Source organism: uncultured Campylobacter sp. (assembly GCF_938045225.1).
Taxonomy (GTDB): Bacteria; Campylobacterota; Campylobacteria; order Campylobacterales; family Campylobacteraceae; genus Campylobacter_A.
Window position 1 is genome coordinate 1 of record NZ_CALINL010000118.1, and the last position, 4630, is coordinate 4630.

Below are 4630 nucleotides of genomic sequence, written 5' to 3' on the forward strand. Positions count from 1 at the left end.
TACCAGAGGTGAGTCCGACCAACTCCGAAAGGCTATGGGTAAAAAGATAAAAGAGGAGATGGATAGGCTAAAGGGTAAATTTATCGAAGGAGCGCAGGCGCAGGGGCTAGACGGCAAAAAGGCCGACGAGCTGTTTGAGCTCATTTTGCACTTTGCTTCGTACGGATTTAACAAATCCCACGCCGCGGCCTACACCTACGTGACCTTTCAGACGGCTTATATGAAGACGTACTATCCGGCCGAATTTATGGCGGCTCTCATCACGAGCGAGGAGACGAATGCTGATAAGATTTCGCGCTACATAGACGAGTGCAAGCGCCTAGATATCGCTATCCTGCCGCCATCAGTCAATAAATCTGCCAAAGAATTCTCAGTCGTTAGCGAAGGCGGCAAGGACGCCATCATCTACGGCCTAGGCGCGATAAAGGGCGTAGGCGGCGCGGCGATAGAAAATATCCTAGAAGAGCAGGCCAAAGGCGAGTTTAAAGACATCGACGACTTCGTCTCGCGCGTGGATAATTTTAAGGTAAATAAAAAAGTCTTTGAAAGCCTGATAAAATCGGGCTCGTTTGATAGCTTCGGCCTAACGCGCAAGATGATGCTAAACAACCTAGATAACATCGTAGAGGCATGCAAAAACGCCGCTACCATCAAGAAAAACGCGGCGGAGAGTCTGTTTGGCGACGACGAGAGTATGGCGACGGTTAAAACTAGTCTCGTGCGCGACGACTCCGAGCTAGAGCTAAAAACAAAGCTCAAATTTGAGCTAGAAAGCGTGGGTATCTATCTCTCCGGCCACCCGCTAGACGAGTACCGCGAGCAAATCTCAAAGATAAAATACACGCTAAGCGATAAATTTGACGAGCTACCTGAAAACGGCGAGATGCTACTCGTGGGCAAGATAGAGGATCTAACGACTAGGATCAGCAAGAAAAACGGCAAAAAAATGGGCACTATAGAGATGCTCGATTTTCACGGTACGGTCGAGATCGCTGTCTTTGACAGAGGCCTTGGCGCGGTCGAGTCGATGAGTGCCGATGAGCGCGATTTGCCGCATGCATTTAAGGTTCGCTACTCCAAAGACGGGCAGTTCATGCGCATAAATTTGGATAAAATTTTGACTCTTGACGAGGCTATGGGCATGGATTTTTCGCATCCGCTGGAGAAATACAAAGAGCAAATCGAGCAGATAAAACACACGCCTAGCAAGGACTTCGGCAAGATAGATAAAACGAGCGAGATACTAGTCGTCGGCAAGATCGCCGAGATCGCTAAAATTCCTAGCAAAAAAACCGGCAAAGAGTTTATGATGCTAAGCATTATGGACCTTTTTAGCACGTTTAAGGTCGCGGCGTTTGATTCCGAAAAGGGGCTCATCGAGAACCTAAGCGAGGAGCAAAAGGACGCTCCGCTAGCATTTAAGGTGCGCTACAGCCGCGACGATCAGGGCGCTCGCATAAATCTAATCGACGTCGTGAGCCTAGAGGACGCGCGCGATATGAATTTCCAAAGCAGAAGCTTTAAACAGCGCAAGGAAAGCAGCGGCGCAAGCTACCAAAACGGCCAGGCATCTAGCGAAAACAGAGGCAAAAGAGAGCTTGAGGATCTCGTGTTAGAGCTAAATTTGGACGAAACTGGCAAGGATCTCATCACGCAAATTTACCGCGCCGCCATCGGCGAACACCGCGCAGCAGCCGATAAAAACAACAAACGCCTAATCATCCGTATCAAAGACGCGCAGGAAGGCCGCACGCTGGTTTATACGACGGAGTTTATCGTGGGAGAGGGGTTTAGCGAGAGGGCGTTAGGGCTAAAACAAGCCGTTTAAATTTGACGGCTTATCTTTTGAATTTAAAGTTGAGAAATTCGTCTATCTAAAAGAGCTAATGAGGCTTGAAAAAGGCGGCATAGTACAGCTAAGGCTCATGTATAAATCGCGAAAAAAGCAAAAGCCGGACATAAAAGTCTACCCGTTTTCTTACAAATTTAGCTTCCAAAGCCGTCTTTTTGCTTTCAAATGATACAATTCTGATTTCGATTATTAAATTTTAGCTTTTAAATTTGACGGGAGCTCTCATGAAAAAACTGGTTTGGCTAAATCCTGTTGTAAAAAGTATCTACGAGCTTGCGGCGCTTAAAAAGAGCTTGCAAGATAAGGGCTTTAGCGTAATGGAGTGCGAAAAAGATCACGCTAATAGCGTCAAAAACGCATACAAAAATAGCCTCGCGCAAAAGAAACTCATCTTTGATAGTCGCTGTCCTAGGGCTGCAAATTTCATCAGGGCAAATTTCAAAGAGCATGCTAGCCTTGTATCAAATTTAAACCCTATTTTGATTGAAAGCGCCATGGAGCTTAGCTCAAGGCTAAAAGAGGACGAGTGGCTTTACGTGACGACGCCCTGTGAGGACTTGGCCGAGCTTGGCAGGAGGCTAAATTTGACGCGAACCACATTTTTGACGTGGAAAAGCTTTAGGGAGCAAAACGCTATAAATTTAAAGATGCGTAGTATCGAGCAGAGTCCGATACCGCCGGGATTTTTTTCAAATTTAGGGGTAAAAACTCTAAGCCTTAGTAGCAAAGAGAAGATAGAAAATACCCTTTCATATAAATTTAGCGAGCTTAAAAACTACTGGATCATCGAGCTTTTATACTGCGAAAACGGCTGTCACAACGGAGATGGGCTGTGAAGGAAATTTTTAAAAAGAGTATTTTAGTTCTCGTGATCTTTGCCATCTGGCAGGTCGTCTGCGAGCTAGAAATTTTCACGCCATATATCTTGCCAAGTCCTGTGACGACCTTTAAGACGATGCTAGCCATGATACAAAGCGGCGAGCTCGTCACGCACACGGTCATCAGCTTTAAGCGTATATTTGCAGGCTACGCGCTCTCCTTTGCCCTAGCACTTGTGCTTGGCGGTATTGCAGCGCTTTTGCCAAAGATCGGTGTTTATTACGAGTGGATACTAGAGTTTTTTAGAAACATCCCGCCGCTTAGCCTGATCGCCATTTTAGTGCTTTGGTTTGGCATAAATGAGACACCAAAGATCATTATTATCATCCTAGCCTCGTTTTTTCCGATGTTTCTTAGTATCTCAAAAGGGCTAACGAGCTGCGACGTGAAGCTTATCGAAGTCGGTAAAATTTTTGGCTTTAGCAAATTTGAGATTTTTTACAAGATCATTTTTAAAAGCGCGCTAAAAGATATCTTTGTCGGTATGCGAATAGGCTTTGGCTATGCTATGCGCGCGATCATCGGAGCGGAGATGATAGCGGCCTCAAGCGGGCTAGGGTATCTCATACTTGACGCAGAGGAGCTTTCACGTGCAGATAGGATATTTGTCGGCATTTTTACTATCGGCATTTGCGGCGTGCTCATAGATAGGATATTTTTGCTCTTGATAGCGAAATTTAGCCTTTTGCGAGGTGAAAAATGATAGAAATTTCAAATTTATCCAAGCATTTTTTTATAGGCGAAAAGCGTATCGACGTTTTGAGAGAGCTAAATTTAAGCATAAAAAAAGATAAGATCACCGTCATACTTGGCAGAAGCGGTTGCGGTAAAACTACGCTTTTGCGCCTCATCGCCGGTCTTGAGAGCATTAGTCAGGGTGAGATAAAATTTAAAGAGCAAGCAAAGATTGGCTTTGTCTTTCAAGAAGCCCGCCTTATGCCATTTTTAAACGTCTATGAAAATATCGTTTTTGCGCTTAAAAAGCATGAGATCGAGCCAGCAAAGATAGAGACTCTCATATCGATGATAGGGCTTAGCGACTTTAAATTTGCCGCCGTTTCGCAGCTCTCTGGTGGCATGAGCTCGCGCGTTTCGCTTGCAAGAGTGCTTGCATATGAAGCAAATTTGATCCTCATGGACGAGCCATTTGCCGCGCTTGATGCATTTACTAGAGCTAGCATGCAGGCTGAAATCCTAAAAATACAAGCTGGCAAAACCATCCTTTTTGTCACCCACAACATCGACGAGGCGCTATTTTTGGCTGATGAGATCATCTTGCTTGAAAAGGGCGGGATAAAGTCAAACTACGAGCTATCAAATTTAGCAAGACCAAGAGATCTGCTAAGTGAGGAGCTAATAGCGATAAAACGCAAAATTTTGAGTGAAATTTAGGTAAATAAAATGATAATTAAAACCAAAATGAAGCAAAAGATTATATAATCTTGAAAATTTTTAAAAGGAGTAAGTATGAGAAAGTTTTTTAAGGTTTTGTGTGCGGCCTCTTTGCTTTGTCTCGTCGCAAACGCAAGCGATGGTCTAGATAAGATCGGCATGACCTACGTCAAATCGCCGCTAAACGTCCCATCGATTGTCGATAAATTTAAAGGCTTTTACGCGAAGTCTTTTGGCATGCCAGTCGAATACTCCGAGATCACCTCGGGTGCTAAGCAAACGCAAGCGCTCGCTTCAAATTCGCTCCAGTTTTTAAACTGCGTGGGCGGCACTTCGGTCATACTAGCGGCTGCAAATAAGGCTGATATAAAGATCATAAGCGCTTATTCAAGGGCGCCAGAGGCTTTTGTGATATTTTCTAAAGATAAAAACATCAAGTCGCCAAAAGATCTAAAAGGCAAAAAAGTAGCAGGCCCAAAAGGTACTATCTTAAATGAGCTTTTGGTG

4 protein-coding genes and 1 pseudogene are annotated in these 4630 nt (G+C 44.7%); all 5 read left to right on the forward strand.

Translation table 11 applies throughout. From position 1 onward, the window contains the following. Window positions 1-1828, forward strand: a pseudogene (locus Q0200_RS04640) (DNA polymerase III subunit alpha); the annotation flags it as partial. 248 nt (window positions 1829-2076) lie between these two features. Beyond that, window positions 2077-2688: a hypothetical protein gene (locus Q0200_RS04645; protein WP_297938333.1), complete on the forward strand. Its 612-nt coding sequence runs from the start codon at window positions 2077-2079 to the stop codon at window positions 2686-2688. Next, a complete protein-coding gene (locus Q0200_RS04650; protein WP_297938335.1) occupies window positions 2685-3434 on the forward strand; it encodes an ABC transporter permease in 750 nt (249 codons plus the stop codon). Before Q0200_RS04645 ends, Q0200_RS04650 begins: the two co-directional genes overlap by 4 nt. Further along, a complete protein-coding gene (locus Q0200_RS04655) occupies window positions 3431-4123 on the forward strand; it encodes an ATP-binding cassette domain-containing protein (protein WP_297938337.1) in 693 nt (230 codons plus the stop codon). The genes Q0200_RS04650 and Q0200_RS04655 overlap by 4 nt, the downstream gene beginning before the upstream one ends. 75 nt (window positions 4124-4198) lie before the next feature. Further along, window positions 4199-4630: NrtA/SsuA/CpmA family ABC transporter substrate-binding protein (locus tag Q0200_RS04660; protein WP_297938340.1), on the forward strand; the 432-nt coding region annotated here is incomplete at its 3' end.

What these genes read in the sequence shown, in the direction of transcription:
- Q0200_RS04645 (WP_297938333.1), top strand. Translation starts at nt 2,077, where the DNA reads ATGAAAAAACTGGTTTGGCTAAATCCTGTTGTAAAAAGTATCTACGAG.
- Q0200_RS04655 (WP_297938337.1), top strand. Translation starts at nt 3,431, where the DNA reads ATGATAGAAATTTCAAATTTATCCAAGCATTTTTTTATAGGCGAAAAG.